Source organism: Halomonas sp. TD01 (assembly GCF_923868895.1).
Taxonomy (GTDB): domain Bacteria; phylum Pseudomonadota; class Gammaproteobacteria; order Pseudomonadales; family Halomonadaceae; genus Vreelandella.
Map to the genome: position 1 here is coordinate 575,914 of NZ_OV350343.1, position 19,374 is coordinate 595,287.

General features: G+C 54.1%; 19 protein-coding genes. 9 read left to right on the forward strand and 10 right to left on the reverse strand.

The window, feature by feature from the left end; all coding sequences use genetic code 11:
• Positions 1-17 precede the first annotated feature (17 nt).
• The 5 genes from L1X57_RS02685 to L1X57_RS02705 all read right to left on the reverse strand — a co-directional run bounded on the left by L1X57_RS02685 (position 18) and on the right by L1X57_RS02705 (position 4,312).
• Positions 18-1,757, reverse strand: coding sequence for a SulP family inorganic anion transporter (locus tag L1X57_RS02685; protein WP_009724226.1), 1,740 nt, complete (start codon positions 1,755-1,757; stop codon positions 18-20).
• Between the two features lie 53 nt (positions 1,758-1,810).
• Positions 1,811-2,239, reverse strand: a complete 429-nt coding sequence (locus L1X57_RS02690) for a TIGR01244 family sulfur transferase (RefSeq protein ID WP_009724225.1) — start codon at positions 2,237-2,239, stop codon at positions 1,811-1,813.
• Between the two features lie 217 nt (positions 2,240-2,456).
• Positions 2,457-2,678, reverse strand: a complete 222-nt coding sequence (locus L1X57_RS02695) for a DUF1653 domain-containing protein (RefSeq protein ID WP_009724224.1) — start codon at positions 2,676-2,678, stop codon at positions 2,457-2,459.
• A complete protein-coding gene (gene tcdA / locus L1X57_RS02700; RefSeq protein WP_009724223.1) occupies positions 2,675-3,499 on the reverse strand; it encodes a tRNA cyclic N6-threonylcarbamoyladenosine(37) synthase TcdA in 825 nt (274 codons plus the stop codon). Before tcdA ends, L1X57_RS02695 begins: the two co-directional genes overlap by 4 nt.
• A 42-nt stretch (positions 3,500-3,541) precedes the next feature.
• Positions 3,542-4,312 carry a pseudouridine synthase gene (locus L1X57_RS02705; RefSeq protein ID WP_009724222.1) on the reverse strand — a complete coding sequence of 257 codons (771 nt, stop codon included), beginning with the start codon at positions 4,310-4,312 and terminating at the stop codon, positions 3,542-3,544.
• Between the two features lie 219 nt (positions 4,313-4,531).
• Between L1X57_RS02705 and sodC the strand changes: the two genes are divergently transcribed.
• The 6 genes from sodC (at position 4,532) to L1X57_RS02735 (ending at position 12,091) form a co-directional block, all read left to right on the forward strand.
• On the forward strand, positions 4,532-5,065 hold the full coding sequence (gene sodC / locus L1X57_RS02710; RefSeq protein WP_009724221.1) for a superoxide dismutase family protein: 534 nt from the start codon (positions 4,532-4,534) through the stop codon (positions 5,063-5,065).
• A 245-nt stretch (positions 5,066-5,310) separates the two neighbouring features.
• The gene (locus tag L1X57_RS02715; protein ID WP_009724220.1) at positions 5,311-6,792 is read left to right on the forward strand and encodes a carbon starvation CstA family protein; all 1,482 of its coding nucleotides are present in this window, start codon (positions 5,311-5,313) and stop codon (positions 6,790-6,792) included.
• A 263-nt stretch (positions 6,793-7,055) separates the two neighbouring features.
• The gene (locus L1X57_RS02720) at positions 7,056-7,868 is read left to right on the forward strand and encodes an ABC transporter ATP-binding protein (RefSeq protein WP_009724219.1); all 813 of its coding nucleotides are present in this window, start codon (positions 7,056-7,058) and stop codon (positions 7,866-7,868) included.
• Positions 7,869-8,726, forward strand: a complete 858-nt coding sequence (locus L1X57_RS02725; RefSeq protein ID WP_009724218.1) for an ABC transporter ATP-binding protein — start codon at positions 7,869-7,871, stop codon at positions 8,724-8,726.
• 73 nt (positions 8,727-8,799) lie between these two features.
• Entirely contained in the window at positions 8,800-10,314 is a 1,515-nt protein-coding gene (locus L1X57_RS02730) for an ABC transporter substrate-binding protein (RefSeq protein WP_009724217.1), read from the forward strand.
• 13 nt (positions 10,315-10,327) lie between these two features.
• Positions 10,328-12,091: an ABC transporter permease subunit gene (locus tag L1X57_RS02735; protein WP_009724216.1), complete on the forward strand. Its 1,764-nt coding sequence runs from the start codon at positions 10,328-10,330 to the stop codon at positions 12,089-12,091.
• Positions 12,092-12,185: 94 nt separating this feature from the next.
• Here the strand turns inward: L1X57_RS02735 and bfr are convergent, their stop codons facing one another.
• The 5 genes from bfr to lptF all read right to left on the reverse strand — a co-directional run bounded on the left by bfr (position 12,186) and on the right by lptF (position 15,864).
• Entirely contained in the window at positions 12,186-12,671 is a 486-nt protein-coding gene (gene bfr, locus L1X57_RS02740; RefSeq protein ID WP_009724215.1) for a bacterioferritin, read from the reverse strand.
• 157 nt (positions 12,672-12,828) lie between these two features.
• On the reverse strand, positions 12,829-13,035 hold the full coding sequence (locus L1X57_RS02745; protein ID WP_009724213.1) for a (2Fe-2S)-binding protein: 207 nt from the start codon (positions 13,033-13,035) through the stop codon (positions 12,829-12,831).
• Between the two features lie 158 nt (positions 13,036-13,193).
• Positions 13,194-13,679, reverse strand: coding sequence for an RDD family protein (locus L1X57_RS02750; protein WP_009724212.1), 486 nt, complete (start codon positions 13,677-13,679; stop codon positions 13,194-13,196).
• Positions 13,680-13,704: 25 nt separating this feature from the next.
• A complete protein-coding gene (gene lptG, locus L1X57_RS02755) occupies positions 13,705-14,769 on the reverse strand; it encodes an LPS export ABC transporter permease LptG (RefSeq protein ID WP_009724211.1) in 1,065 nt (354 codons plus the stop codon).
• A 15-nt stretch (positions 14,770-14,784) separates the two neighbouring features.
• On the reverse strand, positions 14,785-15,864 hold the full coding sequence (lptF, locus tag L1X57_RS02760) for an LPS export ABC transporter permease LptF (RefSeq protein WP_083817078.1): 1,080 nt from the start codon (positions 15,862-15,864) through the stop codon (positions 14,785-14,787).
• 150 nt (positions 15,865-16,014) lie between these two features.
• Here lptF and L1X57_RS02765 point away from each other — a divergent pair, with 150 nt between their 5' ends.
• The 3 genes from L1X57_RS02765 (at position 16,015) to L1X57_RS02775 (ending at position 19,349) form a co-directional block, all read left to right on the forward strand.
• Positions 16,015-17,535 carry a leucyl aminopeptidase gene (locus L1X57_RS02765; RefSeq protein WP_009724209.1) on the forward strand — a complete coding sequence of 507 codons (1,521 nt, stop codon included), beginning with the start codon at positions 16,015-16,017 and terminating at the stop codon, positions 17,533-17,535.
• A 152-nt stretch (positions 17,536-17,687) separates the two neighbouring features.
• Positions 17,688-18,809: a branched-chain amino acid aminotransferase gene (locus L1X57_RS02770; RefSeq protein ID WP_009724208.1), complete on the forward strand. Its 1,122-nt coding sequence runs from the start codon at positions 17,688-17,690 to the stop codon at positions 18,807-18,809.
• Positions 18,810-18,911: 102 nt separating this feature from the next.
• Positions 18,912-19,349, forward strand: a complete 438-nt coding sequence (locus L1X57_RS02775; protein WP_009724207.1) for a DNA polymerase III subunit chi — start codon at positions 18,912-18,914, stop codon at positions 19,347-19,349.
• The last annotated feature ends 25 nt before the right edge of the window (positions 19,350-19,374 follow it).

Genomic DNA, 19,374 nt, shown 5'->3' on the forward strand with positions numbered 1-19,374 from the left:
CCAATTAACGGTAGCCGTTAAGAACAAGGCTGTGGCGTCTCCTTCTGCGTGGACAGAGCCAGCGCCTGCCAAGCCTCAAAGGTGGTAAAAAACACCCGCCCCGTTAGCTCACGGTAAAGCGCCGTATTCGTTAAGCGATCCATCACAGGGCCTTTCACCTCTGCCAAATGAAGCATCGCGCCAGCATCTTTTAACCGTCCGTTAATGGCTTCTAGGCTTTCAAGCGCGGACGCATCAATCACATTCACCGCTTGGCAGGTCAGTACAATATGCTTTAACGAGGGCGAACGAGCAGCCAGCGCCATCACGGTATCTTCTAAGTAGCGAGCGTTAGCAAAGTAAAGGCTTTCATCAATGCGCAACATGGCCACGTGTTCATCGGTTTCAACGTCATGGCGCTTCACGTTGCGGAAGTGCTCGGTGCCCGGCACCCGGCCCACCACGGCACTGTGGGGCTGGCTGGTGCGGTAAAGATGTAGCCCTAACGAAAGCACAACGCCGCTGATAATACCGACCTCGACACTGTGCAGCAGGGTCAGTAGTAAGGTCGCCACCATTGCCACGCCGTCGCTGCGGGAGTATTGCCAAGTGCGCTTTACTGCAGGCAGATCAATCAATGTGCCCACGGCGACGATAATGGTAGCGGCCAATGTCGCCGTCGGCAGGAATGCCAGCAGACCAGTGAGCAACAACGTTGCAAGCACGATACCCAAGGCGGTAAATGCCCCGGCTAACGGTGTTGCCGCGCCCGCTTCAAAGTTCACTACCGAGCGTGAAAACCCACCTGACACCGGCGACCCGCCGCTGATGCCAGCACCAAAATTGGCCATTCCCAGGGCAATAAGCTCTTGATTAGGATCGATACGCTGGCGGCGCTTAGCGGCCAGCGTTTGCGCCACGGATACCGACTCCACAAAGCCTACCAAGCTGATCAGTAAGGCCGCAGGCAATAGGCCAAGCCACAACGACTGATCTAGGCTAGGCAGCGCAATGGCGGGCAAGCCGCTAGGCACAAAGCCGACCAGCCCCACACCGCGCTGATCTAGATTAAGCTGCCAAGCTAGTAGTGTGGTGACGATCACTGCCGAAATCGGCGCGGCTTTAACCATCAACCCTGAAGCGCTGGCTGAGACGCCTATAGCCATCAGCCATGTGTGTAACCGCTTGCGGCAAATCAGCAGATAGCCCCACACCCCTAAACCAATCAGCAGCGTGATGAGATTGACCTGCTGCCACTGACTGAACAGTGCGCCCAGCAGCTCAATAACATTATGTCCCGTGGCCTCCACGCCTAGAATATGCTTGAACTGACTAATGGCGATCAAGATACCCGACGCAGTGATAAACCCAGAAATAACCGGATGGCTTAAGAAGTTGACTAAAAAGCCCAGCCGCAGAACGCCCATGGCGATCAACATCAATCCTGAAAGCGCAGCCAACACCAATGCAGCGCCAATATATTCAGGGCTGCCTGGAATGGCAAAGCTGCTTAAAGCCGACGCCGTCATTAACGCTGCCACGGCTACCGGCCCTACCGCCAAGCTGGCACTGGTACCAAAGATGGCGTAAAGCACCAGCGGTAGCATACTGGCATACAGGCCCATCTCTGGCGGCAACCCAGCCAGCAAGGCATAGGCCAGCGCCTGGGGCACCAACATTAGCGTGACGATAACGGCTGCCAGCGCATCTTTAAATAACAAAGCCTGGTTATAGCGCTGCAGCCAGCCAATCAAAGGCACCCAACGCTCTATGATCATGGGGCATACTCGTTCTGGTAATAACACTGACCACGACGAATCACATCGCCCGCTTACGCTGTCTGATTTTCGAGCCCATGACGGTGTTCTTCCAAATCAAAACCGGCTGCTTTTGCAGCGGAAAACAGTTCCGCCAGATCGCACTTCTCAGTGTGGCGCTTGGCGTAAGCCCAAAGATGGGTAGCGCGCTTACCTGACCGGCAGAACGCCAAAATGGGCCGGGGTAGCTGCTGCAACGCCTCAGCGAAAGCGGCTACATCCGCTTGGCTATACTCGCCGGGGGTCACAGGGATGTGCACCCAGTGAAGTCCGATTTCCGCTGCTTTGCGGCGATAAGCATCTTCACCTGGAAACTCAGCGCTTTCACCCGGCTTGCAGTTACAGATCACCGTTTTAAAGCCCTGTTCTTTTACTTGCTCGAGCCCTTCTACCGTGAGCTGCGAAGTAATATCGACGCCCTTCTCTAACGGTTGTGTTTGCATGCATCTCTCCTAGCGTTTCTCACTGCCGTTTTAAGCAGCAGTGCAGGCATAACATGCCATTGAAATAATGTTATAAACATAGCTTATTTTGGAATATAAGCAATAGCGCACTACAAAAACACCCGGGGCTTTGTTGAGAAAAGCCCCGGGTGGCGCATAAATACCGAAGGGAGAAACGTAACGCTATTGAGTGTTGTCGCTATTGGGGAACGCCGGATTAATTAAACACTTTTTCTAACGCAAAGCGCGGCTGTGGTTGGCTGTCTTTGTTAACGCTTTCAGTGAACATTGTAAGCGGGCGCACCCACAGGCCGTAGTCGCCATAAAGCGCACGGTAAACTACCAGCACCTCTTCAGTTTCACTGTGCTGAGCGGTGCCCAGCACTTCGTAAAGGCTGCCTTTATAGTGGCGATATATACCAGGAACAGGCGCAGTCATTCACTTTCCTCTTGATGGGTCGTTGATGGCATGGGCTTAGCGGCTTTTTTAGCCAACCGTTCAAGCACTTTTGAGGCAGCGACAAAACCAAACGTACCAGTGACAAAGGTGGCGGCGCCAAAGCCTGAGGCGCAGTCTAAACGGGTCGCGTCACCGTTGCCGGGCTTTTGCAGGCAAACTTCACCATCAGCGCTGGGATACACTAACTGCTCATCAGAATAGACACACTCAACGGAAAAGCGCCGCTTTGGATTACGGGAAAAACCGTAATCCCTGCGCAGCCGCGAGCGCACCTTGGAAAGTAGCGGGTCGTGTTCAGTGCGCGTTAAATCTGCCACCTGAATGCGGGTAGGATCTGTCTGACCGCCGGCAGCTCCCGTCACGGTAATCGGTAGTTTACGTCGTTTGCACCAGGCGATTAGCGCTGCCTTAGCGATGACGCTGTCAATGGCATCGACCACATGATCGGCATCATCGGGAATACGCTCGGCCAAGTTGGAGGGTGTGACAAAAGCGGTGTCAGCCACAATCTCAATCTCCGGGGCAATCAAACGACAGCGCTCAGCCAACACCGCCACCTTGGGCTGACCAATAGTACCGTCTAGCGCGTGGAGCTGGCGATTCACATTGGACACGCACACATCATCCAGATCAATCAGCGTCAGCTTGCCAATACCAGAGCGCGCCAGGGCTTCCACTGTCCAACTGCCCACACCGCCCACACCCACTACCACAACATGGGCATGGCGAAACGCCTCAGCGGCACGCTGGCCATACAGGCGACGAATGCCACCAAAGCGAAAGTCGTAATCCGAAGACATGGCAGGTTCTCTCTAATAAAAACATGGCTCGATTCGTACCAGCTACCGCTGAAGCACTGTGGGCGTGGCAATGGGTGGGGTTCGCACGCTGTCTAGCGGCAGATGCCCAACCCAGCCGAACTGCTCGAACAGGCTTCTCATGGTCTCGTCGAGTGCGCAGCTTAGCTGGATACGCTTATCGATCAACGGGTGATCAAACGCCAAATAGGTGGCAGCCAGCAGCAGACGGGGAGCATTAAGCTGATCCGCAAAAAAGCGGTTGTGGACACTTTTTCCGTGTTTGGCATCGCCAATAACCGGATAACCACGCCGAGAAAGGTGGCGACGTATCTGATGTCGCCTCCCGGTCATGGGCCGCGCTTCCACTAGCGAATAGCGCGCCACCGGATAGCGGTCTACCTGTACAGGCAGTTCAACACTATCCAGGCGGCGAATATCGGTCATCGCGGGCATAGCAGGCATCTCGGCCTTGGGCCGCGTACCATCTTCTTCCCGTAACGGGTAATCAAGGCGCTCTTGCTCCGGCGCCTTGCCCCTTACTACCGCCAGATAGCGTTTTTCTACCTGCCGCTCGCTGAAGGCTTCACTTAACAAGGCTGCCGCCTCGGATGATAAGCCAAACACCATCACTCCAGAGGTAGGTCTATCTAACCGATGCACTGGATACACCCGTTTGCCAATTTGGTCGCGCAGACGTTGAAGCAAAAACTCTGTTTCTCCACGCGCCAGCGCCGAGCGGTGCACCAGTAACCCAGACGGCTTATGCACTGCAACAAGGTGCTCATCCTGATAAAGGATGTTCAATGGCAACATGGCACTCCCCGATAGCGGCAATTGAGATAACAAATCGCAGTGATTTGAAGCAGCGCGCTATTGTCGCGGCTTAACGGTTCAATGTCATCCGCTACTAGCGGCATCAAGAAAGCGAATAGCCCCAATACCCAATCCATTGGCAGAGTTGCTTCCAGGAAGCTACCTTAAAGTGGCAACTCGTCTTACGAGCTTCCATGGATAAGGAAAGGAGAATGCACTATGCGTTATTCACTACCGCTAACAGGTATTGCCGCGGGGCTATTGCTGGCAACCACCGCTCAGGCCAATGAGACGCTCGACGTTGAAATGCACAAGGTCAGCGCTGAAGGAATTGAACAGTCTATTGGGACTGTCGCTATTGAGCATACTGAGCACGGCGTGTTGCTTACGCCGTCGTTAACTGACCTAGAGCCCGGTGTATACGGCTTTCATGTCCACCAAAATGCCAGTTGCGAGCCTGCTGAAAACGATAGCGGCGAAATGACAGCAGCGCTGTCTGCTGGTGGTCACTACGACCCAGAAGAGTCCGACACCCACCAAGGTCCTTACGGCGACGGTCATCTGGGTGACCTACCGGTTCTCACAGTGAATGAAGATGGTGAAGCTAACCTTCCCGTGTTGGCACCGCGCTTGAGCATGGAAGATATGCCAGGACGAAGCCTGATGATTCACGCTGGCGGCGATACTTATTCAGATGATCCCCACTTAGGCGGCGGCGGTGCGCGCATGGCCTGCGGCGTCGTTGAATCGTAACGTTTAAAACTCATCATTGTGACGACTTATCGGGCAGCGTAGCGCTGCCCTTTTTTGTGTTGATGATTTCTTGTGTTGATGAAGCCTTATGTTGTTGGTTGCTCTCGCTAGCACCATAGGCAACTAAAGTCTTAAAGCGATTCTCCTGATGAGTCGGTACATTCAGCCCGGCCAAATAAGCGTGCTAACAAGTAACTCACTAGCATGCACAACCATCTTAATTCCCTTGATACTGAGTGCCCTAAATGATCACCTTCATTGTATCGATACTGCTTCTAGTCGTGGGCTACTTCACCTACGGCAAGTTTGTTGAGCGCGTGTTTGTTACTGACCGCAAGCGTCAAACACCGGCGTTTAGTATGCGTGACAATATTGACTATGTGCCGATGAACACCACGCGCAACTCACTTATTCAATTGCTTAACATTGCCGGTGTCGGCCCAATTTTTGGCCCCATTTTAGGGGCGCTTTATGGCCCGGTGGCCTTCATATGGATTGTGATTGGTTGCATCTTCGCGGGTGCCGTACATGATTACCTCACCGGTATGATCTCGATTCGCAATCACGGGGCTCATTTGCCTCAATTGGCGGGTAAGTTTCTCGGTAAAACCATGAAGCATGTGGTCAACGGCTTTGCAATTTTGCTGTTGTTACTAGTGGGCACGGTCTTTGTAACCTCGCCTGCAGCGCTACTTTCTAATATGACGTCGCTCTCTCTAACGCTGATTATTGTAGCGATTTTTGCCTACTATCTGGTTGCTACGCTGCTGCCGATTGATAAAGTCATTGGGCGTATCTACCCTTACTTTGGTGCTTTGCTGCTTTTCAGCGCAGCAGGCATTGGCATCGGTTTGGTTGTTACCGGCGCACCGATTCCAGAACTCTCTTTCCAGAACATGCATCCGGAAGGCGCGCCCATTTTTCCGCTGCTGTTCTTAACGATCTCCTGCGGTGCTCTATCAGGCTTCCATGCCACGCAAACCCCTATCATTTCGCGCACTACGCAAAACGAAACCAATGGCCGTCGAATCTTTTACGGGATGATGATTGCAGAGGGCGTGATTGCGATGATCTGGGCCGCCGCCGCCATGAGCCTATTCCAGGGTGAACAATCGCTGTCTGCTGTGTTAGCGGCTGGCGGCCCTGCCGCGGTAGTGAGCGAAGTGTCTATTTCCATGCTTGGTGCAGTAGGCGGAACGTTGGCTGTGCTAGGCGTTATTGTGCTGCCTATTACCTCAGGCGATACCGCCTTTCGCAGTGCACGGATGATTATTGCTGACTATCTAAAGGTTGAGCAGAAACCAATTATTAAGCGCATTTTGATCGCCCTGCCACTGTTTGTTGCTTCTTACGCGCTTACCCACATGGACTTCACACTGCTATGGCGCTACTTCTCCTGGGCCAACCAAACCACGGCGGTGATTGCGCTGTGGGTTGGCACCATGTACCTCGTGTTGTCGCGTAAACCTTATCTGATCACGTCGATCCCAGCCGTCTTTATGACCATGGCGACTTTTACCTATTTAGCCTACGCACCGATTGGCTTTGGCTTGCCACTGCAAACGAGCTATATCGTGGCAGCTCTGGGTACGCTGGTATGCATTGCACTCTTCATGAAGCGTGTACACCGATTAAGCCGCGCTACCTTTGCTGTTGATGAGCATGCTGATGACTTCGGTGAAGGCAAAGAGGGACAAACACAAACACTATCTACTGCTACCAAGTAAGTTATTGTTTTACTAACCTGAAGAAACAAAAGCGCTGAGCTAATCAGCGCTTTTTTTATGGGTACACCCTTCCCTTCATTTTAGCCCTGTATTTTGAAAATCTGTTTTTAAAAACTGTTTTAACAAACTGTTTTGACGACCTTTGTTAACCACATAAATACGCTTTTTAGACGCAGACTTAACGCATAGATTGATGCCCATCCAGCCAATGTTATATCATAACTAAAATATCTTATTGAGCGGTATAGCAAACGATGGTGTCAATGTGCAGCGACCCAGTGTTATCCGTGCGTGATCTGCGCATCAAAATCGGCCAGCTACAGGTTGTTGATGGACTCTCGTTTGATGTCATGCCCGGCGAGCGTGTTTGCCTCTTGGGCGCCTCTGGCTCAGGCAAATCGTTCACAGCTAAAGCAGTGCTCGGCTTGCTGCCACCCAATGCTAGAACTCAGGGAAGCATACGTATTCAAGGCCAAGAGGCGATTGCAACACCTGCCACACAGCGGCCGAAAAACTCACGGGTGTCGATGGTGTTTCAGGATTCGCTCTCGGCACTTAATCCCTTAGTTTCTATCGGCTCCCAGCTGCGAGAACCCTTTTTGCGCCACCATGGCCTATCGCGCTCTGCCGCGAATGACGCCACAGTGGCACTACTCGCGTCACTGGACCTTCCAGACCCTCAACGGTTAATCAAGCGTACCCCAGCAGAGCTTTCTGGTGGACAGCGTCAGCGGGTATGCATTGCGTTAGCAATGGCTTGTAAAACGTCGCTAATGGTTGCCGATGAACCTACGACTGCGTTGGACGTCGTCACTCAAGCCCAGGTGCTGCGCGCCTTACATCAACATACCGACAGCTCAGCATCTGCGCTGCTATTCATTACTCATGATCTACACGCGGCAGCACAGCTATGCCAGCGGGCAGTCATTATTGAACGGGGCACGATGATCGAAAGCGGTGAGCTAGATACCCTAATCACCTCCCCGCAGCACCCCTTCACTCAAGCGCTAGTAGCGGCGGCGCATAATGTGCAACCGCCTGAAGTAGTCCCAACTGACTATTTGAAGAGTGCCTAAATGCAGAGCCATCCACTTTTCAAGTGCCAGGAAGCTTTCCTCTCAGCAAACGGGCTCTATAAAAGCGTCTCGTTACCCCGCGCTGTTTTCTGGCGGGCGGGTGAACGCAAACAAGTCATGAATAACATCAACCTGAGGCTTTATCCGGGTGAACGTGTCGGACTAGTCGGCTTGTCAGGGTCGGGGAAAACGACATTACTGCGCTCGCTGTTAGCGATTGAAGCGCCCGATACTGGTTCGATTACTTGTCTGCATAAAACGGTACGTCCCGCCTCCACGGCCAAGCTTAGATGGTACCGTCGGGCTGTTCAGTATATTCCCCAAGACCCCGGTGCCTCCCTTGACCCTCGTATGAATGTTCGTGCACTAGTGGCCGAGCCATTGATACGCCTAAACGTTGATTGCGACCCTGGAGAACGCGCCCGAGAAGCATTGGAGCAAGTCGGCTTGGATACCCAGTTTTTGGAGCGCCTGCCTCATGAACTCTCCGGCGGCCAAGCCCAACGGGTCGCCATTGCTCGCGCGATAGCCACACGCCCGCACTTTTTATTGGCCGATGAGCCACTTAGCGGCCTGGATCTACCGGTTCGCGCGCAGGTGATTAGCGTGCTCAAGCAGCTTTGTGATGAAAGTGGCACCGGACTGCTGATGGTGTCCCATGATTTATCGGTGGTCACCAAACTGTGCCAACGCACGCTGGTCATGGATGACGGCAAGATAGTTGAAGACCGCCCAACGGAAGCGCTATGGCGCACACCCCGTCACCCGACAACGCGCTCGCTAATCAATGCGGTTGCGCAACTACCCACTTGTGCGCACCCAAACTGCAATGCGGCTGAGGTAGAAGCGCTTTTATAACGCATCCGTGACGTTTTTTATTCATCTTTTCTACACGTTTTTGCTACCCGTTACTTCGACTGGAGTCGTTACGATGCTACGCCGCCCGCTGCGCCTTTCTCTGCCTATTGCCCTTGCTGCCCCCCTACTGCTTGCTGGCTGTTTCGATGAACAGCGCGACACCGCCTCATCAGAAGCTGGTGAGCGGATCAGCCTGGCCATGCTGCAACCACCTCGCTCGGGATTAACCCCCCTTTCCGACGATGCTTTCAAACTGTCGCGCTGGAGCGCAGCAGAAACCCTGATTCGACTGGATGACAGCAGCGACCCACAGCCATTTCTGGCCACCGAGTGGGAGCAGCTCGATGCCAACACATGGCGGTTTGTGATTCGCGATGGAGTCACCTTTCATGATGGCACAACCCTGACAGCTAACGACGTAGTGAACGCTCTTACTGCGGCCACCAAAGCCGCCCCCAAGCCACGCATTTTAGACGGCGTGAACATGACCATCGAAGACGATGGTGATAACGCGGTGGTTGTGCGCACAGAAACCGATGACCCGCTGATTCCCAACCGCCTTTCAAGCCCGCAACTAGCGATTCTGGCCGCCAGCGCCTATGGCGAAGATGGCCGGGTTAACCCCATCAAAGCGGGTACCGGCCCGTTCGTATTAACAGAGATCAACGGCACTACCAGCGCACATCTAGACCGCTTTGATGACTACTGGGGCGAGCCCGCCAAAGTGGCCGGTATTGATGCTGATTATGTCCCCGACGGCACCGCTCGAGCGGCAGCCTTGAGAACCGGCGCGGCAGATGTGGTTGAAGCAATTCCAGTCTCCCAGGTGGCGCTGCTTGACCCTGAGTTAGTCCACGAAGTGCCCATGCCACGCACCAATACGCTTTACCTGAATACCGAATCAGGCCCAATGACCGACCCCGGCCTTCGCGCAGCCGTCCGCGAAGCGGTAGACCGCTCCGCTATTGTGAATACCGTTTACGAAGGGCGCGCGGATATCGCCGAAGGGTTGCTCGGCCCGGCGCTAGCGTGGGCAAGCAACTACCGCACCCCGCTTGAAGATCGCACCTTACCCACTGAGCCAAACGGCACTGAAATCACCCTAGCAACCTTCACCGACCGCGCCGAGCTGCCCGAAGTGGCCGTACTGCTTGAACAGCAGTTGACCCGTGCAGGCTTTAACGTGAACCAAGAAGTGCGCGAATACGCGCATATAGAGGCAGACGCCTTAGCCGGTGAATTTGACGCCTTTATTCTTTCGCGTGCCACCGTCCTCGACTCCGGCGACCCGGTGGCCTATATGTTTAGCGATTTCGCTTGTGCGGGCTCTTTCAACATCGCTCAGCTGTGTGACCCCGCCGTCGATGAAGCGCTGGCCAATGCCGCCATACTGCCCACCGGAGATGAGCGCCGTCAGGCAATTAGCGAGGCGGAAGCAGCTATTTTACGCACCGATGCGGCTATTCCGATGCTCCACGAACGCGTTATTCAGGGCGAGTCGGCGCGGGTCTCTAACGCCGAGCGCGACCCCCGCGAGCGCATGCTAATTACTGAAGAGACCACCATTGTCGCCGACAGTGACTCCTAAGGGTGCGCCCCGTATGACAACCGCAATACCGCTGCGCCTATGGCGCAGCTTGCGCATCACGGCCTTTATTCCGCTGCTCTCACGTTTGCTAACGTTAGCCGGTGTGGTGGTGCTGGTAGGGCTACTGCCATGGTTATCCGGCAGAGATCCAGCGCTGAGCATTTTGCGAGCGCGCTCTGCTGAGCAGGAAGCCACGCCCGAAGCCTTAGCAGCCATTCGTGCTCAGTTAGGCCTTGATCTTGGCCCCTTCGAAAAGCTACAGAGCTGGCTGATGGGCCTGCTGCATGGCGATGCAGGCAATTCCTGGATCTCCGGCGCACCCGTGCTACCAGGTATGTTAAAAAGCGCCCAGGTATCACTTACACTAATGACCTTTGGCATGCTGGTAGCGATAATTACCGCTACGCTTATCTGCCTACCCGTAGTACGGCGTGGTTTGAGAGGTCAGGTCAGCCGCTCTTCCGGCGCGATTGGCGCAGCATTGACGGCCCTGCCTGAGTTCCTACTCGCCTCAATACTGCTAGTCGTGTTTGCGGCATGGCTTAATTGGCTGCCGCCTTACGGCTGGCGAGGTTTTAGCTATGCCATATTGCCCGCCTTTGCGCTGGGCCTTCCGGCGGGCGGATTATTGGGGCGCTTGTTTAGCGATGGCCTTGCGGCCACCTTCAGCGAGCGCTGGGTCGCTACCTGGAACGTAGCGGGCTTCTCAAGCAGCCGCATTATCATAGCCGCACTGCGACGCACCTTACCGAGCCTTATGCCTCAGGTCGGCATGGTGATGGTGGGCCTGACGGGAGGAGCCATTGCCGTCGAACAGGTGTTCTCCATTCCAGGTCTGGGCCGAGCAACGCTTGGTGCAGCATCTGCCCAGGACCTACCGGCCCTGCAAACTGGCATTCTGATTCTGCTGATTATCGCCATTATATTAGGCAGCCTGGCCAATATTGGTCGCGTACTGTTACTAGGCCGTGCCTTTCAGCTCGGGGCTCTACCCGTAGCGCATAGCGAACAGCGTATTCAACGCAGGGCATGGATCGTACCCGTCATCGCGATGTTGCTGCTATTTGTGCTAATCGCTGCAGGGATTGGTCGCGACCCGTTTAGCTCTGCGTTTATGCGTCTAGAGTCACCAAGCCTTGCGCTACCACTAGGTGCCGACGGCACTGGGCGCGATATTTTGGCACGGGTGGCTCACGGTGCGCTGTCCACCATGGGCATGGCAACAGTCGTCGTATTCTTTTCGCTAGTCATAGGGCTACTGATTGGACTAGCTCCCAAGCTAGCCACTGGCCCTATTGAAATCACCAAGGCAACGCCACCCACCATTGCGGGGTTGATTGTCGCGGGGCTAATAGGGCCAAGTGCTAGCGGCGCGATCATTGCGGTAACAGCCGTAGCTTGGGCTCCGCTTGCAGCGCACACAGCGGCACTGGTGGCGGAAGTGAAAGCCCAGCCCCACGTTCGCATTACGCCGATGCTAGGCGTGGGGCATTTCCGCTTAATGAGCCGCTACATCTTGCCGGCGGTGCTTGGCCCCGTGTTTCGCCACGCCATGCTGCGCCTACCCGGCGTGGCGCTGGCCTTGGCGGCACTTGGCTTTCTCGGCCTGGGCCCCCGCCCGCCTTCGCCGGAGTGGGGGCTGATCCTTGCCGAAGGCATGCCCTATATTGAGCGAGCCCCCTGGGCAGTGCTGATTCCTGCGCTAGCACTGATTTTGCTATCGGTACTGGCGGTGTCACTTTCAAGTATTGTGGGCTTGCGCAAGCTACCTCGCTAAGATCATCAAGCGCAAAAATAGAAGACGTAAACAGCCCCAAACAAAACGGGCAGCCATTTGGCTGCCCGTTTTGCTTTAATCCAGTTAAGCGGTGTTACTCTTCGTCAGTCGCCAACTGCATATGTTTTTGCAGGTAGTTCTGGATACCCACTTTATCGATCAGACCAAGCTGCGTTTCGATATGGTCGATATGGCTTTCTTCATCGGCAAGCAGGTCGCGCAGTAGATCACGAGTCACGTAATCTTTAACGCTTTCACAATAGGTAATCGCTTCGATGTAGTCGTTGCGGCCGTCGTGCTCAATTTTTAGATCGCTTTCGAGCATTTCTTTGACGTTTTCGCCAATATGTAGCTTGCCTAGATCCTGAAGGTTAGGAATGCCTTCAAGGAATAGAATACGTTCGATGAGTTTATCGGCGTGCTGCATCTCCTCAATAGACTCATCGTATTCCCACTTGGCAAGCTCTTTAAAGCCCCAGTCTTTGTACATTTTGGCATGCAAGAAATACTGGTTGATCGCTACCAGTTCGTTACCGAGGGCGATATTGAGATGCTGAATGACCTTGGGATCACCTTTCATGACGTCACCTTTCTTAGTGTGCAATTACTACGCTAACTAGAGAGTATAGGCCATAAAAAGGCTTACTCCCAACGATGTTGGGAGTATATAGCAAGTGACTAAAAACTCAAAAAAATCATATATTTGCTAACGATAACCCTAACAATAGTGATTCGCGTCACACAGCGTAGGCAAGCCCCATATTCGCTTCGCAACGAGCCTCCTGAACCGCTTCACGGGTAAGCGATTTAGCAAAACAGGCGCATTTGCCACACTGGGTTGCACAACCTGTGGCTTCGCGTACTTCTCGCCAGCTGCGCGCTCCGTCGCTAACGTGCTGGCGAATCTGATGGTCGGTTACTCCCTTGCACACGCAAACGTACATGGCGACACCTCATAAAGATCATGAGATGAATGTAAATGATTCGCATACATCTTTTCAAGTAGAAATGGATGCTTTTTGGTAGCCATTCGTCTTAATAAAAATGAGCCATATGTTAACGTCTTGTCATAACAATATTTTTAGCAAAAAAGGCGATGAAATTATTTTTTCGGTAGCACCACCGTTTGCGTATTAGAAGCGATATCCGGCCAGCTTCTCCGCTGCCGATCAAATAAGACCCACCAGTAACCAATGCCAAATGCGGCGAGGGAAAGCCAGGCTGTCACGCAGCGAATTAGGCTTTGCTTAAGCGTAATCGCATGACCATCGACAGTTTGCACCCTCAGCCGCCACGCCTGCATGCCTAGCGTCATGCCGCCGCGCCGCCAAGAGTAGACAAAGAACAGCGTGACAAAAAACAACAGCATCAATCTAAGGCTCCAGATATCGAACGAGGTTGTGCCTATCTCATCTGCCTGTTGCCCCAGCAAAAACCGAAAAAATGCCAGATGAGCCACCGTTACCGTGATCCAAATGGCCGTCACCAGAAAACCGTCATACAGCATCGCGCCCAAACGGCGGCTTAAACCAGCAGGCCAGACACTATCTAATTGGGTAAAGCGTCGGGTGTTCGTCACCTTGCTCATTCTCTTTCACCTATCGCAGCCCCAACTAACCGTTGCGGCGTAAGAAATAAATACCCACCGCCGCGCAGGCAAGGGTTGGTACCAACACTGCCCACACAGGCGAAAAACCAAAAATGGTTGACGCAGGCGCCAGCAGGTCTTGTACATACTTAAAAACAAGACCTGTTACCACGCCATAAAACACTCGCGTACCCGCCGCTACCGTGCGCAATGGGCCAAACACAAAGGAAGCGGCGATTAATACCAGCGATCCCATCGTTAGCGGCATCAGTACTTTTTGCCAGAAGTAGAGCAACGGTTGATCAGCTTGGAGGTTTTGGCTTTGCAAAAAGTTGGCGTACGCCCACAGCTCACTGGGTGCCTGACTCTCAATATCGCGCAGCAGGCGCTCCAATTGGGTAGGCGTCAACGCTGTCTCCCAACCTGCACGCTCCTGATATGCCGATTCAGTATGATCATCAAAAATACGCGTAGTGGTAACGCCTTCAAGCTGCCATGCGCCCTCTTCCCAATGGGCACGATTAGCATGGGTGGCCTCAATCAATCGACGCTCATCAAAACGATAGCGCGTTAAATCCAGCACCACGTTATCCGCACGAATAGCGCCAAAGCGATAGACACTTTCTCCTTCGAACTGCCAGCCACTGCGGCTGGTTAGTAGCGCTCCTTCACCCTGGCGCTGCTCTAAACGCCATGCCTCGGCAAATTGCTCAGTGCGGGGAGATACAAATTCGGCGACCAGCAGTACCACTACTACCACTAACAACACCGGCTTCATGACGCCCCAGAGAATCCGCGCAAGCGAACGACCAGCGGCACGCATTACGGTTAATTCGTTGCTGGAAGCCATACTCCCCAAGCCAATCAGCGCGCCAATTAACACCGCCACCGGGGCATATTGATAAAAACGCCAGGGCAGGCGCATCCCCAAATAAAGCAGCACATCTAACGCGGTATAGTTACCTTGGGTGTCACCTAAATCACCGATATAGGCAATGGTGATATCCAAGCCAAGTAAGACGAACTGAACAACAATGATGGCCGCTAATACGTTGCGGGCAATATAACGATCAAGACGATCAGCAAGCATGTGTGAGCCCCTTCATTAGCGCATTCCTTTACGTTGCGAGTGCCATAGCAGTAAGCAGCCCAGCGCCAGGAACAGCCCGTGTACTGGCCAAACACCAATAGCAACCGCTAGCGAGCCGCTACCAATGGCATCTACCGCCGCCAGCAGCAGGCTTAAATAGGCCACATAAAGAAAGACGGCAGGCAGCAGTTTGGCAAACCGCCCTTGACGAGGGTTTACTCTGGAAAGCGGCTGGGCCAGTAATGCCAAAACAAACACCATTAGCGGCAACCCCGCTCGCCACTGAAACTGAGCTTGGGCACGAGGACTGGGGTCGTTCCATAGTTCAGTGGTGGTCGCGTACTCTAATGAATCCAGCTCTTGTCGATTCCGGCTCAAACCCAGGCGCAGCGTGTAACGCTCAAACGTTAGCCGCTCGGCCACTTGCCTGCCTGGCGTCACGCCATACCGCTCGCCATCCTCCAGCACTAGAAAACGGCTGCCGGTTTCCATGCTGGTTTCTTGATAACCAGAACCTGCCCGGGTCACGTAGCTATGGGTCTTTTCCGCCCCAGAAACGGGCTGCTCATGAACCAGCACTTCCTGCATTTCGGTGCCATCACTACTGAAATCGCTGATGTAAGCGGTACGCCCTCCACCGAAATCTTGGAATCGCCCTGGCGCCAGTACTGACACATCTAGTCGGCTGCGTTGCTCTTCAAGCGCGGCCTCAGTTTGTAGCGCACCCGCAGGCGTTAGCCACAAACTACAAAGCCCCACCAGCACCGCCACGACCGAAGCAGGTAACAGCGTTACTCGCAACAGACGCATAGGGCTCATACCACAAGCCACCATCACGGTAATTTCACTGTTCATATAAAGCTGACCATAGGCCAGCAATATCCCCAGGAAAAAAGATAGCGGTAGGATCAGCTCCATAAATCCAGGCAGGTGAAAAACCATGAGGCTGCCTAAAATGGTGACAGGAATGTCGCCCTCTGCCGCATCAGAGAAATAGCGAATAAAACGGCTGCCCATGATGACCAGCAGCAAAATTCCAGCCACCGCTGACATCGTCAGTAATACTTCGCGAGTTAAGTACCGAAATAAAATCAACGCACTCTCCGGCTAGTAGCGCAGGTTGCAATGCAATGCGCCCATGGCTTGGGTACACTAATCAAACTGTTATCAAAAACCTGTTATCAAAAAACCTAAGTAACGGGGCATTATCCCGAATCACTCGATGCTTGTCTTGTTGGAGACGTCATGGAATTTTCCGTTCAGACCGCAAACCCAGCCAAAGCCGAAACGGCTTGCCTCGTTTTGCCTGTCTTTAAAGGTAGCGACTTACTGCCCGCCGTTGCCAAATTAGATGACGCGAGCGAGCGGCTAATTGGCCAGTTGCTAGACCGTGGCGACTTTGATGCCACGCTGGGCAATGTGCAGCTTGTCCCCTTTGCGCCGGGCCTGGGCGCTGAACGTTTATTGCTCGTTGGCCTGGGCGAACGCGAAAAATGTCAGGAAGCAGCGTTTATTAAAGCCTTAGACGCCGCCATGGCAGCGTTGACCAAGCTGCCAATTGACGAAGCTAGCGCTACGTTTACCGATGTTCCCCTTGAAGATCGTGACACTGCCTGGAAAGCCCGTAAAACGCTGGAGGCAGCAGAGCGCGCCATTTATCGCTTTGATCAGTTCAAATCATCGCCCGCAAAAGCCCCCAGCCTGGCCAAGCTGAACCTTATTGTCAGCGATGCCGACGAAGCTCCCATGGCCAAACAAGGAGCAGCGCTGGGTACCGCCATTGGCCAGGGTATCAACGTCACTCGAACCCTAGGTAACTTGCCAGGCAATGTCTGTACACCTCGCTATTTAGCCGAACAAGCCGAACAGCTGGGCCGCGAATCCCAAGGCGCCCTTGAGGTTGAAATTTTAGATGAAGAGGCGCTAGAAGCGCTGGGTGCTGGTTCACTGCTTTCTGTTGGACGCGGTAGTCAAGAACCGACACGCCTGATCGTGATGAAATACCAGGGAGCGGAAAATCCTGAAGAAGCGCCCCATGTGCTAGTGGGCAAAGGCATCACCTTCGATACCGGTGGTATTTCGCTGAAGCCCGGCGAAGGCATGGATGAAATGAAGTTCGACATGGGCGGTGCGGCTAGCGTATTCGGCACCGTAAAAGCAGTACTCGCCATTAAGCCCAAGCTAAACGTGGTGTTTATTGTTGCCGCCGCTGAAAACATGCCTGACGGTGCAGCCACCAAACCCGGCGATATTATCAAAACCCTGAAGGGGTTGACGGTTGAAGTACTCAACACCGATGCCGAAGGCCGCTTGGTGCTGTGCGATGCGCTTACCTACGCCGAGCGTTTCACCCCGGCCAGCGTGGTTGATATTGCCACCCTCACTGGTGCTGTCATTATTGGCCTTGGCCACCATGCAACGGGCCTGCTTTCCAACGATGATGACTTGGCACTTGACCTGCTGGACGCTGGCGAAGCAGCTTGGGATCGTGCTTGGCATCTGCCGCTATGGGATGAGTATCAGGAACAGCTAGATTCTAATTTCGCCGACTTGGCCAATATTGGTGGCCGCCCGGCAGGCACCATTACGGCAGCCTGTTTCCTATCACGCTTTGCCGACCACTTCCCCTGGGCGCATCTGGATATCGCGGGCACCGCCTGGCACTCCGGCAAACAAAAAGGCGCTACCGGCCGACCAGTAGGACTGCTCACCCAGTACTTGCTTGATCGTGAGGCCGATGCACAAGTAGAAAATAGCGACGGCTAACATCACAATCAGGCGATCAACGGTTGCCATTGGTTGACGTAAACGTTACATCTAAGGGCATTAGCGTGCGTACTGTTTTCAGGGCGCACGCTACGCCAAATAAACACTAACACTTGCCCTTCGGGGCCAGGCTATAGCGGAGAGAATACGCCGTGCCCACAGCTTCAGATACCCAGCTTGAATCACACTTTGAAATACTGCCGTCCAATCAACCGATGGCTGATGAGATTCGTGACAACATTCTGCAAAACCCAGGTTTTGGCAAGCACTTCACTGACCACATGGCCCACGTCCGCTGGACAGTCGACGCCGACTGGCACGGCCATCAAGTGCGCCCCTATGGCCCGCTCACCCTCGACCCAGCGGCCTCTGTGCTGCACTACGGTCAGGAAATTTTTGAAGGCATTAAAGCGTATCGCCATGCCGATGGCTCTATCTGGACGTTCCGCCCAGAGAAAAACGCCGAACGTTTTCGCCGCAGTGCCCGCCGTTTAGCGCTACCGGAGCTTCCCGATGAAGACTTCATCGGTTCACTGAAAGCGCTGCTGGCCCAAGACCACACCTGGGTGCCCACGCCCTCTAGCGATGCCGACGAGTGCAGCCTCTACCTACGTCCGTTCATGATCGCTTCCGAAGCCTTCCTAGGCGTACGTCCGGCCCATGAAGTGGACTACTACGTGATTGCCTCACCGGCGGCGGCTTACTTCAAGGGCGGCATTGAGCCGGTGTCTATCTGGCTCTCTTCCCACTACAAGCGTGCAGCCCCTGGCGGCACCGGCTTTGCCAAGTGCGGCGGTAACTACGCAGCCTCCCTGGCAGCTCAGAAAGAAGCCGCCGCGAATGGCTGCAGCCAGGTAGCGTTCTTAGACGCCGCTGAAAACAAGTGGATTGAAGAGCTGGGCGGTATGAACCTGTTCTTCGTTTATAAAGATGGTCGCTTAGTGACACCCCGTCTCACCGACACCATCCTTGAAGGCGTTACCCGCAACTCAGTGCTTACCCTGGCAAAAGATGCGGGCCTAACACCGGAAGAGCGCGCCATCAGCATCGATGAATGGCGCGAAGGCGCTGCGTCTGGTGAGATTACCGAAGTGTTCGCCTGCGGCACAGCAGCGGTCATTACCCCGGTCGGCGAACTGGTCACTGAAAACGAGCGTATTCGTTTACAAGGCGATGGCAACAACGAAATTGCCAAGCGCATCCGTAAAACGCTGCTCGACCTACAATATGGCCGCAGTGAAGATAAATACGGCTGGCTCACCCGGTTGGTATAGATCAGTTGGTATAAAGCAACTGGTATAACCTAGCTCCCTACCACCGCTAGCCGCGGTGGTAGGGACGGGTTTTGAAAAAAGCGGGAACCGCTGGAGCCTTTGATGGCACGTATCGATTTTTATATTCTTCCTGACACTACCCTGGAAGCGCGTCTGCAGTTTGCTTGCAAGCTAGCCGAAACTATTCACCGCAAAGGCTATCGATTACACCTGCACTGCGAAGATAAAGCCCTGGCAGAACAGGCCGACGAGGCCCTTTGGCAGTTCCGTGAAGATGCCTACCTACCCCACGCGCTGGAAGACAGCGACATGGCCGCCAGCGTGCCGATAACGCTAGGCTGGCAACAACTCCCCGTGCCAACGCAAGAGACCGCACTACTGAACTTGCACCCTGACATTCCCGACGGCGTGGAACGCTACTCCCGCATTGCCGAAATTATCAATCAGCACCAACAAGTACTGGTCGCCAAACGCGCCTGCTGGCAGCGCTATAAAGAAATGGGTCATGAAGTGGTGCCACATAAGTTGGGTAATGGCTGAGATAGTTGGTAAAAAAGTACGATCA